Origin of the sequence: Candidatus Sodalis pierantonius str. SOPE (genome assembly GCF_000517405.1) — a bacterium.
In the GTDB taxonomy this organism is placed as follows: domain Bacteria; phylum Pseudomonadota; class Gammaproteobacteria; order Enterobacterales; family Enterobacteriaceae; genus Sodalis_C; species Sodalis_C pierantonii.
Genome location: NZ_CP006568.1, coordinates 1,489,869 through 1,506,141, shown reverse-complemented (window position 1 = coordinate 1,506,141; position 16,273 = coordinate 1,489,869). Strand labels below are relative to the sequence as shown.

The window sequence follows — 16,273 nt, the reverse complement described above, 5'->3', positions numbered from 1 at the left end:
GGAGCGCTCGCGCCAAGGCCCGTCTGCGCGTCTCAACGCGGCGAGAGAAGGCGGTTATTGCTAGCGTGCCAATAGGCAGTGGCCCGGGCGATGGACGGCGCTCAAGGATTCCTGTTGGTGATATGCCTTGATAGGAAACATGACTCGGCAGTAGGGGCAATGCCGCGGCGACACCTGAGCTAATGCGACTCTGATGAGGTCGTTGTCTTGCCACTTGCCGTTGCTGATATTCCCGGCGGCTGGCTTATCGCCGCGGGTAGGAATAAGCGGGGACGAAAGCCTTCCAGGATCGGACTGCGGATTTAGGTCGGCATAAACGGGGCTCCGCCGTTATATCTTTTGCGATTCATCAAATGCACGCACGCGGAAGACCCTGTACACGATTCTGTATAAATGATCAGGGAAGCGTCGGCTGACAGTGCTTACGATACGCGTTACTGTCATGATGCTCTGCTGAGGAAAAAAATAAAGCCGCTTATCCCACCGCGAAGTGGTGCGCAATATTGGCCAGCTCGATACCATGAGCGTAACCATGCGGTGGCAAATCAGCATCTGAGCGGCAATAACGATACCTGGAAAAAGAAAGTAGGTTATCACCGGCGTTCACTGGCTGAAACGGCCATGTTCCGGTTTAAAACACTTTTGGGTGGTCATCTGAGTCTGCATGACTATGACGCGCAGGTAGGTGAGGCTATGGCAATGGTCAAAGCGCTTAACCGGATCACGTTGTTAGGAATGCCAAACAGCGTCCGCATCATGTAACAATCGCCCTGATAGGGAGGAAGTCGTCACAAATTTCGGATTTATTCAACAAAGCGACTTGGGCCGGCTAGGCGATTACAGCAGGAAATCTTCCAGTGCTTTGCCTTCTTCATCAATCGCTTTTTTGATTACCGCTGGGGTACGGCCTTGGCCGGTCCAGGTTTTAACGTCGCCGTTTTCGTCGGTGTACTGATATTTCGCCGGACGAGCGGCACGCTTGGTTTTACCCGCGGATTTAGAGGAGCTCATCGACTGCAGCAATTCGTTCGGGTCGATGCCATCAGCAATCAACATTTCGCGGTATTGCTGTAATTTGCGCGTACGCTCTTCAATTTCGGCCTGGGCTTGACTATCTTCCTCGCGGCGTTCATTGACAACGACCTCTAGTTTCTCCAGCATTTCTTCAAGAGTTTCCAGAGTGCATTCTCTGGCCTGTGCGCGCAGAGTACGGATGTTGTTAAGAATCTTTAATGCTTCGCTCATTGACATAATCTCGAATATTATAAAGGGGGCATCCCAGTAATAATAGAGCGCTAGTTTCTTTTCTGCAATACCTAGATTGTGATTAATCAAAAATATTCTTTATAAATGCCCATGACCCCGCAACTGTAAATATATTATGTTCGCCGGACGCGGCAAAATTGATTCATCAGGTTCCGTTTTTCCTTCAGGACGCCTTATGAGTGCATAATGCACTGCTGATTTCATTATAAGGAAGGTTTATATCACCGCGCCAGCGGGGGGTTATAACCGCTGTAGACCTTCCCGGCGGCTGAAAAATAAAAGCTTTACAGCATAATCTCCTGCGTTTTCTTATATCGCCCGCAGCGGGACGTTCCCCCTTTGGGTCCGCTCACAGCCGCGATAAATGCCGCCTTTACCCCCCGTTAATGCCGATAGCGCGAGCTTTTTAACCTGGAGGAAACTATAACTCGCCCGCCGTTGGCGGCCGCTGCGCGTTTTTTTATTGCTCGGGGAAGCTAGTTATTGTCCGGCGGGCTCGCCGCTGCCGCCGGTGCGGGATTGTGGGCACCGGGACAGCTTCATCACGTCGGCGAATATGATACACTCTCATCCTATTTATTTGGTCTTATTATTGAGACGGAGTGCCGAACGGATGGCGCAACTCTATTTTTATTATTCTGTAATGAATGCCGGCAAGTCTACCGCGCTGCTGCAGTCCTCCTATAATTACCAAGAACGCGGCATGCGCACGCTGGTGTTCACGGCGGAAATCGATGACCGCTACGCCCGCGGGCAGGTCAGTTCCCGTATCAGTCTGTCTTCTCCCTCCGAGGTGTTCAATGCCGAAACCGATTTGTTTGCGGCCGTGGCGGCCGCCCATCGGCAACAGGCCGTTCATTGCGGGCTGGTAGATGAATGTCACTTTTTAAGCCGCGAACTGGTCGCCGGCCTGTGTGAAGTGGTGGACAAACTGACGATTCCGGTGCTGTGCTATGGCCTGCGCACCGATTTTCGCGCGGAGCCGTTTACCGGCAGTTTGTGGCTGCTGGCCTCCTGGGCGGACAAGCTGGTGGAGCTGAAAACCGTATGCTATTGCGGGCGCAAGGCCAACCGCGTGCTGCGCATCGACGAGCTGGACCCTGTACACGATTCTGTGTAAATGCCTTTTCTCAGAAGTGACCGTCCAGGCGGTCACCGAACTCGATAATAAAGCGGCTCATTGCCATGCGCCAGTCCCTCAAAGGCATTGTCCATTTCTGTGAGGCCGCCTGTATCGCCAGCCACACCACCTTTTTCACTGCGTCGTCGGTCGGGAACACCTTGCGCTTTTTGATGGCATGCCGGATCACGCTGTTTAACGACTCGATGGCGTTGGTCGTGTAGATCACCTTGCGGATGTCCGTAGGGTAGGCAAAGAACGTGGCCAGATTGGCCCAGTTTGCCTGCCAGCTTCGACTTATTTGCGGGTAGCGGATGTCCCAGGCACTGGAGAACGCTTCCAGCGCCTGCAAGCCGGCTTCTTCCGTAGGGGCCTGATAGATAGCTTTCAGGTCGCGGGTGACGGCCTTGTAGTCCTTCTAGGAGACGAACCGCAGGCTGTTGCGCACCATAATGCACGATACACAGCTGGAGCCGCGCCTCCGGATACACCTCGTTAATAGCGTCAGGAAAACCTTTCAGCCCGTCTACGCAGGCGATAAGGATATCGTGCAGGCCGCGGTTTTTCAGCTCTGTCAGCACGTTCAGCCAGAACTTTGCGCCTTCATTTTCAGCCAGCCACATACCTAGCAACTCTTTCTGGCCTTCGATGTTGATGCCCAGCGCCAGAAACACAGATTTGTTGATGATGCGGCTGTCCTGCCGGACTTTTAGAACGATACAGTCAAGATAAACAATGGGATAGACTGCATCCAGAGGCCGGTTTTGCCATTCGACAACCTGCTCCATGACCACATCGGTGACCTTTGAGACCAGCGCCGACGAGACATCGGCGTCATACAGCTCTTTGAACGCGGCGGCGATCTCGCGGGTGGTCATCCCTTTGGCGTACAACGATAAAATCTGGTTATCCATCCCGGTAATCCGGGTCTGGTTCTTCTTCACCAGTTGCGGTTCAAAGGAACCGTCACGATCGCGCGGAGTACGCAGCGCCAGCGGGCCATCGCCAGTGGTAACGGTTTTTGTGGAATAGCCGTTGCGGGCGTTGGTCCCCAGTTTAGGCTGATTTTTATCGTAGCCGAGGTGATGGGTCATTTCGGCATTGAGAGCTGCTTCGACGCTGATTTTTTCAGCAGCCGATCGAAGTGACTGAGATCTTCAGAGGTTTTGAGATTTTTGGCCAGTTCGTTAGCCAGAGCCTGCAACTGTTTTTCGTCCATAAATTAACCTGTTTTTGATGTTGGATTGAACATATCAAAATCAGGCAAATACACAAATTTCTAAACAGGCTCCGATGCATCGCACCATTTACCAGTGACGTCGCTTTGTTGAATAAATCCGAAATTTGTGACGACTTCCTCCCTATCAGGGCGATTGTTACATGATGCGGACGCTGTTTGGCATTCCTAACAGCGTGATCCGGTTAAGCGCTTTGACCATTGCCATAGCCTCACCTACCTGCGCGTCATAGTCATGCAGACTCAGATGACCACCCAGAAGTGTTTTAAACCGGAACATGGCCGTTTCAGCCAGTGAACGCCGGTGATAACCTACTTTCTTTTTCCAGGTATCGTTATTGCCGCTCAGATACTGATTTGCCACCGCATGGTTACGCTCATGGTATCGAGCTGGCCAATATTGCGCACCACTTCGCGGTGGGATAAGCGGCTTTATTTTTTTCCTCAGCAGAGCATCATGACAGTAACGCGTATCGTAAGCACTGTCAGCCGACGCTTCCCTGATTTTCCGGTGGGTTTGGTTAATCAGCCCGGGCAGCGCCTGCGCATCTGTCGTACCGCTTAGCGATAAGTCGGCACAGATAATTTCATGTGTCGCGCTATCTACTGCCAGATGAAGCTTGCGCCATACTCTGCGCCTCTCAGCCCCATGCTGCCTGACTTTCCATTCGCCTTCGCCGAAGATTTTCAGGCCGGTGCCATCGATGACCAGGTGTGAGATTTCGCCGCGGGTTGGCGTTTTTATGCTGATGACGACGGTTTTTGCTCGCCGGCTGACCAGAGAGTAATCTGGGCAGCGCAGCGACAGCCCCCTCAGTTTAAAAATCGCGTCAACGAAACCCTGTAACGCCCGGAGCGAAAGGTTAAACACGCGCTTTATCATCAGAACCGTGGTAATGGCCATATCGGTGTAGTGAAGCGGCCGGCCACGATGTTCAGGTGGTGTACTCTCAGTCCATGCAGCAATGGCTGACTCATCAAGCCATACTGTCAGGTCCCCCCGCTGCCTGAGCGCATTGTTGTATGCGGGCCAGTTGGTGATTTTAAACTTTTGCTTTGCCATGGGGACCTGATGTTGAAACGAATGTAGTGATCAGAGCCGCCAGTCACCTAAAAGTTCGATTTATTCAACAAAGCCTGGTGAAATAACCTTCCGGGGTAATAACCTGGTCAACCATTTTTCCTACGGTTTTAACGTGTATACCTCCATTATCGTCAGTATGAGAATGCGTTAGAATGTAGACGCGGCTATGCTCTGCCAGCGCCCCGGCAAGATTAAATGTGTCCCATGCTATTTTCCTTATGTTGGTAAATTTGTCATAACCCCGTTGGGTCGCTCGTCTCATAAACTCATCAACAAGGACACTTTGAAAGTCATCAATAACAATGATATCTTTATTGTGCGCTCTTAATATATCTAATATCTTGACTGGGTCATTTGTCCTTGCGACGTTAAGCTCCACTTTCCAGCCAGAGGATTTAAATGGCAGTGGTTTATTGATGCACTGAATAATCCCTGTTTTTTCTGGGTCAAGATTTCTCAGACTGGTAGATTTGCCACTACCTGATTCGCCCAATACTAATGTTGCTATACTCATCGTTCACCTCAAAAAGGTTCGTTACCGTTCGGCATAAGTATCTGATATTTAGCTTTGCGGTATGTGCATAATGCAGTGATTACTTTTTGGCTTCACGCATGCCTAATCGACGATATTCAAGCGCCTGAATTAAGCAGAAGCGTCGCCATTCCTGATTGATTCGCAGTGTTTGCGGGAAGTCAGTCAGTTTACTTGATGAGCTCATTTCTCCTCCGTGCTTCATATATCTTGATGGTGATATCCCATAGCAACGCGTCGTGTAATCGTAGAGATTCGGCGATTAGCGCCTGAATTAATTTATTGGCATAGCTCATAGAGGATTGCCTTCCTGCCGGAGAATATCGATAAGTTTCCTGCATCCATTCCTCAGCCATTTTATGATTTTATCCAATAAGGTTTCTTCCGGGTGATAGCTCCCCATGAGGGCAGCATTACCCGCGAATGCGTAATTCATGGGGTGCTCCTGTTATTATATTGTTATTTGTGTATTGTATGTTGCGTGACTCATGGTTTTCCAACTCTGACCGTTATCTTTCGATAACATACGCCAGCAAAGGGAAAACCGTATTGATAAATAGCCTGTTCGTCGGATACGTCTCGCGTGGATAACCCCTTCACGGTACAGGCGTTCAAATCGTTTTGCCCGCTCTCTTACCCCGATGGGTATTTTAGGTTTCATGCTCCTTCTCCAGTTTACTGAGAATCTTCTGTAATGTTTCGGCCTGTACAAATTGCACAGCAATACATTCAAACGTCAGCCTGACGCTGAGCAGTGTCAGTAATGCCAATATACCGTCGGTGACTTGCATATAGGGCGCGGCTGTACCGCTGAACGATGCAAGGGCCAGCACCAGACAAGCAATGCATGAAATAATGAACAGCGTGTTGATAATCTTCAGTGTCCAGAATGTTTTAAACATGGGCATGCTCCATTATTGCGTCGATAAGCTCCTGGGCATCTACGGTAAATCGTTCCAGGGTTTTACAACCTCCAACTTTAGCCCCGGCCACTCTGCATCCGACATCGTCATCAGAAACGAGCAGAGAAAAACCACCTTCCTGATTGTGACTTATTTCTATGTGAACTTTCTTACCACGAAAATTATTCATCAATACTTACCTCCTGCGTACATGGACGCTGCTGCAATGGTTCCTGCTGGCGGGCATCCTGAGTTTAATGTTTAAAGATGTTATTCCGAAACTGCGGGGCGGCTGACGTACATCCTCGTCAACTTGTTCCCTTCCTGGTGTGCAGATGCTTCCAGTGCAAAACTGAACCAGAGGTTAATCATCGGCCTCTTCAAACTCGCCGTTTGCATTAAGCACATACCAGGTATCCGGTTTCACGCCGTTATCACCCACCCTGCTGGCGCGGATGTGGATAATATTGCCCTCACTATTGCGATAGCACAGTACAATTGCGCCGCCCTCAGCGGCTTTGGCCTTACCCTGCGCGCCGAGAGACGCGGCAACCGATCCGAAGCCGCTAACGCCTGCGGCTGACTGGTCGCCCGCATTGGTGGCGACGGACTGGTAGCCGGTGTTGGTGGCAACTGACCAGTCGCCAGTGTTGGTAGCGGCTGACCCGCGGCCTTCAATGATCGTCTATTCTGCGGACTTATCAATTTTACTCGCTATGCACTCGACGGCGCGGCCAACCATTTGGTGGAGGGACAGTTCCTTCTTAATGGTAATTGTGCTACTGGTGAGTTTGCCGCTTCCCGCTTCCCGCTTCCCGCTTCATGGGCGATATCGCCGGATACCTCAACCTCGGCAAAACGATGGTTTGCTGGCTCGTAGTAGCAGAAGACATCGAGCGGATATTCGCAGGCATGGAAACCTGAACTACAGATTTCTACCGCGCCCTCGTGCTGGTAGGTTTTCCCGATCTCGAACTGATAATCACGGCAAGTCATATCGGCGTTAAAGCCTTTGTAGGCGGTGATTTTTGTCATGGTGTTTATCCTTATGCAGCCTGAAGATATTTGTCGTGGGTGAATTCGCCGTTCCAGTCTTTTTTCATCGGAAGCTCTCCTTTCAGATAGTGGCGATAAAGCCATTTAGCACCGTCTTGTAACAGAATGATTTCATATAATTGCATGTCGCCTTTATATGACTTGATGGTATATGGTGATTCAGTGAAATATTTATCACGTGCGTGAGCTTTCACGCGCCATATATAGGACTTGTTCGTGTCTTTTTGCGCGTCGTAGAGAAAATTACGTTCGGCCAAAAACAGGCTGACACGGTTGATATTCACGCCGTTGAGTTGCTTGCAGAACTTGACCGGCGTCATTCCTGTTTGAAATAAGTTTTGTAAGCAATGAATCTCTTTTTCTTGCTTCTTGTTGACCAATGCCAGATGTTGTTTTTCCTCTGCAAGTTTGGCAGCGAGGCGCAGTGCATCGGGGTATGTTTGCGGAATAGCTGGCTTCTTGGCTTGTTCTTCCAGTTCACGCCAGCGCTTGGCAACTTTATGGCGAAGCTCAATGCTGTACCCCATGACGAGTGTCATCGTTAAGTCCTGGTCAAGCAAAAACTCCTGATAGACGCGTCCTTTGCTGTCTTTGTAATCAGCCGAAAAGTCGGCCGATTGAATATTGAGCGCCTCGAACATTTTGCGGCAGTCCTCCAGCACGTGTTTATGCTGCTTTTCGGTCAACTCCGCAATCTCGCGGCTGGACATGGTTAATGTTTGTGCAATGGTTAAATTTTGCATGCAGATATACCTCGTTGGTTAAAACGATAATGGAACCCCGGCACGATACCGGGGCGAGATTAGTGATTAGTGGCGTTGTAGGAACTGGCTAACGTTCGCCTGTTGCCATTTTTCTAGCGCGTGGGTTATCCTTATTTCTTATTTTTTACTGTGCCGCCAGTTAAGGCAAAAAACACCAGCCGGACCTGAAAGACAGAAAACAGATTATTTAAAGAGTAAAGATTAAATTTGCTTTTTATTGCATCAAGCATCTTTCAACCGTTATGTAAGCAACATCACGCGCCGCTGCAATCTCTTTTTTGGAGAGGCCAAGAGAGAAGAGCATCGCCGTTTCAAGCTGTTCTATCGTGGTCAGCTCAGGGAACACATCACGGAATTTCTCTACTTGTTTCACGTTAAAGGACTTCATGCCGCACCCCCGGTTTTCCTGCGTTGCTCTAATTCAGCCACGCATTCCCGCGCCGCCTGTTCGACATCTGCTATTACTGATTCGCCGTCAAACTCTTTCAATGTGTAAATCTTTTCGTTAACAACAACGCAGTACGCGCCATTTAGCCAAGCAGCAAAAACCGTGTAATAGTCATGTTTCCAGAATTCACGATAGACAATGTTGGTTATTCTGTTGGGCTGTAAATATATTGACCCATAAACTTCAAGGTTATCCGGCAAGCTAGAAATGCCCGTATAGCAGAGGTCAATACTGCCACCGACGCTCAAGTTTTCCGGTAGGCGGGTAATGCCTGTGCGGCTGAGACCAAGATCACCGCCAACACTCAGACCATTCGGTAGACTGGTTATGCTTGCACCGCGGAGGTAAAGGCTGCCATCAACACTCAAATTGTCCGGCAAGCTGGTTATGCTTGTACCGCGGAGATCAAGCCAGCCTCTAACACTCAGGTTGTCCGGTAAATTGGTAATGCTCGCATCATGGAGATTGAGGTTTCCATTGACGAAAATCTTATCTCCGTCAATGGAGTACGGGACCTACTTTTCCTGCAACATTTCAATGAAGTCATTCATGTTCATGGAGGTAACTCCTTTCGTTGATGTAGTTAATTACTTTGTAAACTTCATAGGTGAACTATTTTTGAGGCCACCTTCGGTTAGCTTGTATACAGCGGTCTTGGTAGCTCCCGTACTTCCGATGGCTCGTTTGGTCTTGAGCGTTCCGTTCTCCAGTTCGTTTAGCCAACGAAGGGCCGTTGCCTCAAGCGGTTCATTTAGAGCTCCAGTGGCACATGGCAGATATCGTTCAATCTGTATCCAGATATCGCCTCGTCGTTGAAAGAACCTTCCGTTTTGTGTTGAATAGTTAGCACCATAAATGCTTGGAAATGCCGGAGCCATTGGTGTTACTCCTTCCGTTGATGTGGTGGATACGCTACACTTGGCATAAACAGGAGGACTTCCCCATGGGCCAAGTCGCATTTGATACTCAAGAATTCGTTGAGACACTGGAAAACGCCGGGTTGCCGAAAGACCAGGCCAAGGCGATTTCTATTGCCGTCCGTAAGTCTCATGAGGTGGCGGGTGTGGCTACCAAGCGTGACCTTGACGATGTCCGTAAGGACTTATCCGTAGAGATAGCCGATGTCCGTAAGGATATTGCTAACAGGTTTGATAAGCTGGGATTATAGATGACGGTTCGTGTCGGAGGGATGCTGATTGCTGCCGTTGGCCTCATGACCGCTATTTTGAAAGTGCTGAAATAGCTTCAGCCATACACCCGCGGAGCCCGTACCGGATTCTGTATAAATGCCTTTTCTCAGAAGTGACCGTCCAGGCGGTCACCGAACTCGATAATAAAGCGGCTCATTGCCATGCGCCAGTCCCTCAAAGGCATTGTCCATTTCTGTGAGGCCGCCTGTATCGCCAGCCACACCACCTTTTTCACTGCGTCGTCGGTCGGGAACACCTTGCGCTTTTTGATGGCATGCCGGATCACGCTGTTTAACGACTCGATGGCGTTGGTCGTGTAGATCACCTTGCGAATGTCCGTTGGGTAGGCAAAGAACGTGACCAGATTGGCCCAGTTTGCCTGCCAGCTTAGACTTATTTGCGGGTAGCGGATGTCCCAGGCACTGGAGAACGCTTCCAGCGCCTGCAAGCCGGCTTCTTCCGTAGGGGCCTGATAGATAGCTTTCAGGTCGCGGGTGACGGCCTTGTAGTCCTTCCAGGAGACGAACCGCAGGCTGTTGCGCACCATATGCACGATACACAGCTGGAGCCGCGCCTCCGGATACACCGCGTTAATAGCGTCATGGAAACCTTTCAGCCCGTCTACGCAGGCGATAAGGATATCGTTCAGGCCGCGGTTTTTCAGCTCTGTCAGCACGTTCAGCCAGAACTTTGCGCCTTCATTTTCGGCCAGCCACATACACTAGCAACTCTTTCTGGCCTTCGATGTTGATGCCCAGCGCCAGGAACACAGATTTGTTGATGATGCGGCTGTCCTGCCGGACTTTTAGAACGATACAGTCAAGATAAACAATGGGATAGACTGCATCCAGAGGCCGGTTTTGCCATTCGACAACCTGCTCCATGACCGCATCGGTGACCTTTGAGACCAGCGCCGGCGAGGCATCGGCGTTATACAGCTCTTTGAACGCGGCGGCGATCTTGCGGGTGGTCATCCCTTTAGCGTACAACGATAAAATCTGGTTATCCATCCCGGTAATCCGGGTCTGGTTCTTCTTCACCAGTTGCGGTTCAAAGGAACCGTCACGATCGAGCGGAGTATGCAGCGCCAGCGGGCCATCGCCAGTGGTAACGGTTTTTGTGGAATAGCCGTTGCGGGCGTTGGTCCCCGGTTTAGGCTGATTTTTATCGTAGCCGAGGTGATGGGTCATTTCGGCATTGAGAGCTGCTTCGACGCTGATTTTTTTCAGCAGCCGATCGAAGTGACCGAGATCTTCAGGGGTTTTGAGATTTTTGGCCAGTTCGTTAGCCAGAGCCTGCAACTGTTTTTCGTCCATAAATTAACCTGTTTTTGATGTTGGATTGAACATATCAAAATCAGGCAAATACACAAATTTCTAAACAGGCTCTGTGACTCCCCAATCAGCTGTATCTCCGCAGAAAATGGGGAGTCGCTGGAGAAGCGAAAATAGATCTGTGTGGCCGTCAAAATCCGTAATCTAACCTGTGGTCAGGTCAAACACGGAACCGGAGTTGTCAGGACGAAGTTTGGCTAAATCGGGAGCAGAAATCTCTCGCTGCATAACTTAACAGATACGATAACTACATTGACGTCTACCTTAGCTATAAATTTTGTAACCAATTCTGGACTGTCCAAAATAGCTATTTTTTAGGGTTTTAGGGAGTCCAGAATTGTTTGCAAATTAGTCCAGAATATTTTGCATCGCTACAGGCCGCTGGATGATGTCAATTATACCTTTGATCATTTTCAAACCAAATTATTGACCTTGGCTGACAGTATGCAAACGGAACTGGGCAAGGAAATGGCCCGCTATAATACTGAATATCTGGTGACGTTTATGAGTAAATTATGTGCGAAATTAAAAGGGAAATATTACCAATTGGATAAGGAAACACTGGAGAGATTGGGTATGGGTTATAAAGCGGAAGGGAGCGCGGCGGCAGAGTAAAGTTTTTTAACGTTTCTTTTCTAAATCGATTGCGTTCAATGACGAAGAGCGTTAGTTTCCCGCGTTCGGCACCGCCAAGACACCGCTCGCCCGATCTCGGCGGAAATAGGCGACCGCGAGGAGGTCTGACATGGCGCGGGGCGGTTGCTGTAGCGACAAGGGGCAGAAAAAATTAATTCGGTGTTTCGGGGGTCGTGCCGCAATGGCAGCGCTGATTATCCTGATGGACCCACTTTTGCCCATCCCTGATATCGCTGCGTGACGTTGGCGCCAGTAGGGTCAGCCCTGTAGGTAGGCTGCCCACAAAATCGATGTTTAGCCGGCTGCCGGTGTCCTTGCAATACGCCACTTCACCGCGCAAATCGACCACCGTTTGCCAACAGCGACCATCGCAGCTGCGCACCAACGCCCAGCCCTTGGTCGGCAGCACCGGTTTATCGGCAAAGCTATGGGGGGGGGGAGGGTCGCGCCCACGCATAAATATTCCTGCGTGGCGCAAAGGTATTCGCGGGTTGATGGGTGAGTGCAGTAGACCACCATCCAGCCCGAGCGCCGGACGATGCCCTGCGCATCCAGGCTGGCAATTGCAAAATCGGTTGAGTATCTTCTATACATGGCGCCCTCCTGAGAAAATCCGTAATAGCTCGTCGATGCTTTGCCCTCAAGCTCGAATTATCTCTACATCCATGAGCAAAGATGAAGTATTGCGTTAATTATTATTGTCATCATTTAATTATAAATAAATTAGATTGTTTTGTGGCCACCGACGCCAGGCGCTAACCTCACCGAGAATGACACGCCATTTGTCAGGATGGTGTGTCATTCGTCTTACAGAGGGTGCAGATCCCGTTTTCTGCCGAATTTATAACCCGATTTTGTCGTTTTATTCACCTTTTGCCGCGAGGGATAGCCGCATGTCCTGCGCGCGGGGCAGACCACGATGTCGACGGGTCTGGCTGTTGCCCACGGATTTACCACCAGACCGAAGATAAGTTTAACTAATACTTCGTCGGTTTGACGCTCCTTACGGCAGCTTCTAGGCTAATGATTCAAGTCACGCTAACGGATAAGGAAGAGGGGATGCGCCCATGAGCGAGAAATATCCACAGCAGGCACCGCCCGCACAGCGGCAGCATACACAACCGGGTGAAGAAAGCGCGATGGACCCGCAGCCGGTTTATGATGACCCCGACTATCGGGCGGGGGCAAACTTAAGGGTAAAATCGCCATTATTACCGGCGGCGACAGCGGTATCGGCCGTGCTGTAGCGGTCGCTTTCGCAAAAGAGGGGGCGGACGTGGCGATCGTCTATCTGAGCGAGGACAACGATGCGCAGCAGACCCGCAGCGCCGTAGAGTATTATGGCACGCGGGCGTTACTTATTCGTGGCGATTTGGCGGAGGTGAGTTTTAGCGCGCAGGTGGTCAATGAGACCTTGGCGCACTTCGGCAAGCTGGACATTTTGGTCAACGTGGCCGGCGAGCAGCATCCACAGGCGGATTTCGGCGCCATCACGCCCCAACAACTGGAGCGAACATTCCGAACCAACATTTTTTCGATGTTCTATCTTTGTCAGTCCGCATTACCTTATTTGGAATCCGGCGCCACCATCATCAATACCGCTTCCATTACGGCCTACCAGGGGCGGCCTGATCTTATCGACTATTCGTCGACCAAGGGCGCGATTACCTCTTTCACCCGTGCTCTTTCCAATCACCTGGCTCCCAAAGGCATTCGGGTGAACGGGGTAGCGCCGGGACCGATCTGGACGCCGCAGGCCGCTGCCATATCGCCTGTCCGGCGACCCGACGAGAAACAAGCACTCAGCCTACGGGAGGGAGGTAATGATGGCATTTGAAACCGGCGATATCGTACAGCCGAAAAAAGGCGGACCCGCGATGAGCGTGGTGAAAATCGAGGATGGCTTAGTCTATGGCGGCATGATGGATTTCGGCGAGGAGAACAGTAAGGTGTTCAGAGCGGAAGAATTGACCCTGTATAAAGAAGAGGGGGATTTCGGCGTTTGCTGATCCAAGCCGCAGCATGCGCCGCCGCGGGTTCACGCCGCAGGCCGCAGCGCGTCACCCAGCCTGACACCTTATTGACGCGCTAAAGCCCGCGCACTTTGGCCCTATCGTCTGGGCAGCGCGGTGCCTGAGCGCGCCGTTTCCCCTTGCATTCAGGTTGTAATTCACCTAATTTATTTGCTGTTTTCGCCGGCCGCTCCGGTTGGGTTTCCGTTGCTACATCAGAAAAATGTGTTGTGAAAATACGCCGTCGAATCAGTCGCAAAAAATATCATCGCGAGACATTGAGCGATGCGCAGTTTGCCATTGAGGTATTGGCGATTGCATCAGGAACCCTTATCCTCTTTGTCAGTTTGATGACACTCTGGATAATCTGATTATCGGCGAGGGAAAGGAGCAGATATGGAATCCAGCAAACTTGATGAGACAAAATTACTGCTGCTAATCGGTTTGTTAATATCCATTTTAATCGCCGTAACGGTTTTATTCGGTCTCGCCTGGTTAAACGATCTCCGTCATTCGGCGGATCCTATTGATGTCCAGTCATGCTATAAAAAGGCGCCTTAACGGCGGGTCGGATAGCCCATGGTCACAGGATGAGGATGACTCGCCGACCCCCTACGTCTTCTTCTACCGCGCCAGGTCAGGCGGAAACCGCCTGATTACCCGGTTCGGCGTCCTTTAGCAGGCCCGCCAGGCGTATCTGCTGATCGCGCAACTCCAGCGCCAACGGTTCATAAATTGAACGGCAGCCGTTGACATCTTGCATACCCAACAGACCGAAAGGCCGGTGCTTTTCCTCGCTCCAGCTGCGGTAGTCGGCGATGGGATAATGGCAAATGCCTTCCACCGCCACGTGGGCCTGCACCGCCTGTTCAAAAATATAGCGCGCCCAGGGGACGCGCATCTTCTCTTCCGCACCCGTTTCGTCGATGAGGAGCGGGCGTTGATAGCGTTGCCACACCTCCTGCAATATAGTCGCAAAGGGGCGGTAATGGCCGTCATCCAGCGCAATCGTCTCACCGTGATAAAACCATTGATTGCCAGGCCGATACCCGACGCCGATGATATCCAGCCACTCTTCACCGCCGCCCAGCGCAGGCATTTCCCGGCCGCAGAGCATATCCCACACCTCGAACTGACGCAGGCGCAAAGCTTCCGCCGCCTGTTCCAGCTCCGGTTTGCCCGCCGGCGCATTGATATGCACCACCGGTTCCGGCTGAAGGAAGCGCGTTGTGGGATCTACCGCGCGGAGCGCCGCCATGGCGGCCAGGCTGGCGCGAACCAGCTGCTGTTTTAACGCCTTGCCTTGCCCGGAAGCCATCGGCGCGATGGACGCCATATCGCCTCCCGCCCAGCTCCAAAATGAAACCGCATTGATAGGGGTATAAATGGGTTGCACTACCCCTTCAGCGCGCCCCAGCGCCGCGGCGGCGCCGGCGAAGCGGGCAAAACCGTCCACGAACGCCGGCTGCCAAATGTCCAGATGATCAGGCCAGCCGAAGTGGCACAAATCCCAAATAACCTGGAGTCCGTTGGCCTGCGCGCTATGTAGCATCGGCAAAAAGCTCGACCAATCATACTGGCCGGGCGTGGTTTCGATAAGGTGCCAGCGCAATCCATCGCGCACGGTGGTGAGCCGACAGTCGGCCAATTGGGCGTAATCTTTCGCCGCCAGCATTTCATGGCCGCTGGAATGAATAATATCGAGCCGGCGTCCGTCGCCGCGCCATTCGGTGGAACAGTCGAAGCTGGCCTGGAAAAAGCTTTGGAAGAGTGAAGGGCCGTGAATCGCGGGCAGGTTATGGATAATTTGATCTTGCATAATGCGTCCCCCTAACCGTGACGGTTTTGCGCCGTGCGGGCCGAATGAAGCGTATCCTTTAAGCGTAGACCCAGCCTAGAGGTACGCGAGCGAAAAACGCCTGAATTGCGATCGCCCAGACAAGGGCGTTAGGCCAGCGCGGCGGGTCTACCGCGCCGTTCACTTTATGACCGGCAAAGGGGATAATGGTTCTCCACGCGGGAGGATGAGAGGAGAAATAATGGACACGCGTATTCAGATCATCACCGGCGATATTACCCATCTGTCGGTCGAGGGTATTGTCAATGCGGCCAATCAGCGACTGATGGGTGGGGGCGGTGTCGATGGCGCCATTCATCGTGCGACGGGCCCGGCACTTGTGCAAGAATGTGCGGCGATTCGCCGCGCGCGGCGGATGCGCAGTGGGGGAGGCGGTGATAACCGGCGGCCGCCGCCTAGGAGTGCGTCACATCATCCACACCGTCGGCCCCGTCTGGCGCGGCGGCGGGCAGCATGAAACGGCGCTGTTGCGCAGCGCCTATGACAATAGCCTTCGGCTCGTGGCGGAGTACCGTCTGGCCCGTTTGGATTTCCCCAATATCAGCACCGGCGTATACGGTTTTCCCAAACCGGCCGCGGCCCGTATCGCCATCGACGCCGTGCGCGCGTTCCTGACGCGCCATGACTGGCCGCAGCAAGTAATTTTTGTTTGTTTCGATGCGGAAAATGCGCATTTATATCAAACGGCGCTGGCGTAAATCGCCGGCGGCAAGTCAAACGGTATTGAGGTCAATCGCCGGCAGGCGACCCAATGACGCGGGGATAATGGGTGATAAACCGCGCCAGGGTCCGGGCAGCAATCGACGCTCCTTCAGTGCCGAGTACGGTGACGCC

General features: G+C 51.8%; 19 protein-coding genes and 5 pseudogenes. 8 read left to right on the top strand and 16 right to left on the bottom strand.

From position 1 onward, the window contains the following. Positions 1-396: 396 nt before the first annotated feature. A pseudogene (locus tag SOPEG_RS07695) lies at positions 397-762 on the top strand (IS5/IS1182 family transposase); the annotation flags it as partial. Between the two features lie 75 nt (positions 763-837). Here the strand turns inward: SOPEG_RS07695 and hns are convergent. Continuing rightward, positions 838-1,245 carry a histone-like nucleoid-structuring protein H-NS gene (gene hns, locus SOPEG_RS07690; protein WP_025244906.1) on the bottom strand — a complete coding sequence of 136 codons (408 nt, stop codon included), beginning with the start codon at positions 1,243-1,245 and terminating at the stop codon, positions 838-840. A gap of 634 nt (positions 1,246-1,879) precedes the next feature. Between hns and SOPEG_RS07685 the strand changes: the two genes are divergently transcribed. After that, positions 1,880-2,386: a thymidine kinase gene (locus SOPEG_RS07685; protein WP_025244905.1), complete on the top strand. Its 507-nt coding sequence runs from the start codon at positions 1,880-1,882 to the stop codon at positions 2,384-2,386. Positions 2,387-2,396: 10 nt separating this feature from the next. On the opposite strand, the pseudogene SOPEG_RS07680 reads toward SOPEG_RS07685, so the two are convergent. From SOPEG_RS07680 to SOPEG_RS22615, 11 genes and pseudogenes are all read right to left on the bottom strand, one after another. Beyond that, positions 2,397-3,605: pseudogene (locus SOPEG_RS07680) on the bottom strand (IS256 family transposase). Positions 3,606-3,762: 157 nt separating this feature from the next. Further along, a complete protein-coding gene (locus SOPEG_RS07670; protein ID WP_025244902.1) occupies positions 3,763-4,686 on the bottom strand; it encodes an IS5-like element ISSoEn1 family transposase in 924 nt (307 codons plus the stop codon). A 64-nt stretch (positions 4,687-4,750) separates the two neighbouring features. Further along, positions 4,751-5,221 carry an ATP-binding protein gene (locus SOPEG_RS07665; RefSeq protein WP_025244901.1) on the bottom strand — a complete coding sequence of 157 codons (471 nt, stop codon included), beginning with the start codon at positions 5,219-5,221 and terminating at the stop codon, positions 4,751-4,753. A gap of 310 nt (positions 5,222-5,531) precedes the next feature. Further along, the gene (locus SOPEG_RS27260; protein ID WP_148297019.1) at positions 5,532-5,675 is read right to left on the bottom strand and encodes a protease FtsH-inhibitory lysogeny factor CIII; all 144 of its coding nucleotides are present in this window, start codon (positions 5,673-5,675) and stop codon (positions 5,532-5,534) included. A 15-nt stretch (positions 5,676-5,690) separates the two neighbouring features. Continuing rightward, the gene (locus tag SOPEG_RS31150) at positions 5,691-5,900 is read right to left on the bottom strand and encodes a ParE family toxin-like protein (protein WP_071882149.1); all 210 of its coding nucleotides are present in this window, start codon (positions 5,898-5,900) and stop codon (positions 5,691-5,693) included. Next, positions 5,890-6,141: a hypothetical protein gene (locus tag SOPEG_RS07660; RefSeq protein WP_025244900.1), complete on the bottom strand. Its 252-nt coding sequence runs from the start codon at positions 6,139-6,141 to the stop codon at positions 5,890-5,892. Before SOPEG_RS07660 ends, SOPEG_RS31150 begins: the two co-directional genes overlap by 11 nt. Continuing rightward, a complete protein-coding gene (locus tag SOPEG_RS24290) occupies positions 6,134-6,331 on the bottom strand; it encodes a hypothetical protein (RefSeq protein WP_025244899.1) in 198 nt (65 codons plus the stop codon). The genes SOPEG_RS07660 and SOPEG_RS24290 overlap by 8 nt, the downstream gene beginning before the upstream one ends. A gap of 524 nt (positions 6,332-6,855) precedes the next feature. Next, entirely contained in the window at positions 6,856-7,176 is a 321-nt protein-coding gene (locus tag SOPEG_RS29260) for a DUF7666 domain-containing protein (protein ID WP_025244898.1), read from the bottom strand. Positions 7,177-7,187: 11 nt separating this feature from the next. After that, positions 7,188-7,940 carry a Rha family transcriptional regulator gene (locus SOPEG_RS07645; RefSeq protein ID WP_025244897.1) on the bottom strand — a complete coding sequence of 251 codons (753 nt, stop codon included), beginning with the start codon at positions 7,938-7,940 and terminating at the stop codon, positions 7,188-7,190. A gap of 235 nt (positions 7,941-8,175) precedes the next feature. Continuing rightward, entirely contained in the window at positions 8,176-8,334 is a 159-nt protein-coding gene (locus SOPEG_RS29255) for a hypothetical protein (RefSeq protein WP_236851654.1), read from the bottom strand. Between the two features lie 11 nt (positions 8,335-8,345). After that, the gene (locus tag SOPEG_RS22615; protein ID WP_148297018.1) at positions 8,346-8,777 is read right to left on the bottom strand and encodes a hypothetical protein; all 432 of its coding nucleotides are present in this window, start codon (positions 8,775-8,777) and stop codon (positions 8,346-8,348) included. A 575-nt stretch (positions 8,778-9,352) separates the two neighbouring features. Here SOPEG_RS22615 and SOPEG_RS07630 point away from each other — a divergent pair. Next, a pseudogene (locus SOPEG_RS07630) lies at positions 9,353-9,652 on the top strand (DUF1640 domain-containing protein). A 53-nt stretch (positions 9,653-9,705) separates the two neighbouring features. Here SOPEG_RS07630 and SOPEG_RS24285 read toward each other — a convergent pair. After that, positions 9,706-10,915, bottom strand: a pseudogene (locus SOPEG_RS24285) (IS256 family transposase). 381 nt (positions 10,916-11,296) lie between these two features. Between SOPEG_RS24285 and SOPEG_RS07615 the strand changes: the two are divergent. Continuing rightward, entirely contained in the window at positions 11,297-11,548 is a 252-nt protein-coding gene (locus tag SOPEG_RS07615; protein ID WP_025244893.1) for an HD domain-containing protein, read from the top strand. A gap of 172 nt (positions 11,549-11,720) precedes the next feature. Here SOPEG_RS07615 and SOPEG_RS22610 read toward each other — a convergent pair whose 3' ends face one another. Next, positions 11,721-11,978 carry a hypothetical protein gene (locus SOPEG_RS22610; RefSeq protein WP_148297017.1) on the bottom strand — a complete coding sequence of 86 codons (258 nt, stop codon included), beginning with the start codon at positions 11,976-11,978 and terminating at the stop codon, positions 11,721-11,723. Positions 11,979-12,636: 658 nt separating this feature from the next. Between SOPEG_RS22610 and SOPEG_RS28700 the strand changes: the two genes are divergently transcribed. Genes SOPEG_RS28700 through SOPEG_RS07600 form a run of 3 tightly spaced genes read left to right on the top strand, consistent with a single transcriptional unit; the run spans position 12,637 to position 13,578 of the window. After that, positions 12,637-12,816: a hypothetical protein gene (locus SOPEG_RS28700; protein WP_051419522.1), complete on the top strand. Its 180-nt coding sequence runs from the start codon at positions 12,637-12,639 to the stop codon at positions 12,814-12,816. After that, positions 12,771-13,406, top strand: coding sequence for an SDR family NAD(P)-dependent oxidoreductase (locus tag SOPEG_RS07605; protein ID WP_200867889.1), 636 nt, complete (start codon positions 12,771-12,773; stop codon positions 13,404-13,406). The genes SOPEG_RS28700 and SOPEG_RS07605 overlap by 46 nt, the downstream gene beginning before the upstream one ends. Then, the gene (locus SOPEG_RS07600; RefSeq protein WP_025244892.1) at positions 13,393-13,578 is read left to right on the top strand and encodes a YodC family protein; all 186 of its coding nucleotides are present in this window, start codon (positions 13,393-13,395) and stop codon (positions 13,576-13,578) included. Before SOPEG_RS07605 ends, SOPEG_RS07600 begins: the two co-directional genes overlap by 14 nt. 640 nt (positions 13,579-14,218) lie before the next feature. On the opposite strand, the gene SOPEG_RS07595 is transcribed toward SOPEG_RS07600, so the two are convergent. Continuing rightward, complete coding sequence (locus tag SOPEG_RS07595) at positions 14,219-15,400, bottom strand: beta-glucosidase (protein WP_200867869.1); 1,182 nt, start codon at positions 15,398-15,400, stop codon at positions 14,219-14,221. Between the two features lie 58 nt (positions 15,401-15,458). After that, positions 15,459-15,737 carry a hypothetical protein gene (locus tag SOPEG_RS28495; protein ID WP_162149697.1) on the bottom strand — a complete coding sequence of 93 codons (279 nt, stop codon included), beginning with the start codon at positions 15,735-15,737 and terminating at the stop codon, positions 15,459-15,461. On the opposite strand from SOPEG_RS28495, the pseudogene SOPEG_RS07590 reads away from it, so the two are divergent. Continuing rightward, positions 15,621-16,137: pseudogene (locus SOPEG_RS07590) on the top strand (O-acetyl-ADP-ribose deacetylase). The gene SOPEG_RS28495 and the pseudogene SOPEG_RS07590 sit on opposite strands and share 117 nt — an antisense overlap. Positions 16,138-16,273 lie beyond the last annotated feature (136 nt).